Source organism: Blautia sp. TM10-2, assembly GCF_003480845.1.
Taxonomy (GTDB): Bacteria; Bacillota; Clostridia; order Lachnospirales; family Lachnospiraceae; genus Fusicatenibacter; species Fusicatenibacter saccharivorans.
Genome location: NZ_QUJZ01000031.1, coordinates 1 through 512, shown reverse-complemented (window position 1 = coordinate 512; position 512 = coordinate 1). Strand labels below are relative to the sequence as shown.

Genomic DNA, 512 nt, shown 5'->3' with positions numbered 1-512 from the left:
TCCTCAGGTGCTGGAGTCCAGTCAGTTGCCGTATTGCCTTTTTCGATCTTAAGGTTTTTAAACTGATATGAGACCCCAACATTACTGTTCATTCCGGTAAAATATGTATTCTGTGAAGTTCCGCTAGGCAATGTTGCTGCTGATTTTACAACCCATACCAGTTTTGTCCATACATTCGCAACTGTTTTGTTGTTTACGGCTTTACATGATTGTATCAACATGTTTGAACCGTCACCATGTCTAAAGCTTGGATCCATCGATGTAGAAACGCTTGCTTTGACATCTACGGATACGGTATAATTTGTGTCAGCCTCCCATTTTGTGCGTCCAATATAAGAAAACTGTATTACAGACCATCCGGATTGTTTTACCGAATCTCGTGTAAGTTTACATGTATTAACCCCAGTTTCGGATACAGATTCTTTGGAATAGCCGCCAGTTTGCATTGACCAACTCCATCCGGTTGTTCCTTTATTGGTATTGGTCGCCAAATTTCGCCCACCGACGACAAT

The 512-nt window shown here is 41.6% G+C and carries 1 pseudogene; it reads right to left on the bottom strand.

Annotated features, from left to right (window positions below):
- Positions 1–491, bottom strand: a pseudogene (locus tag DXD92_RS18790) (hypothetical protein); the annotation flags it as partial.
- Positions 492–512 lie beyond the last annotated feature (21 nt).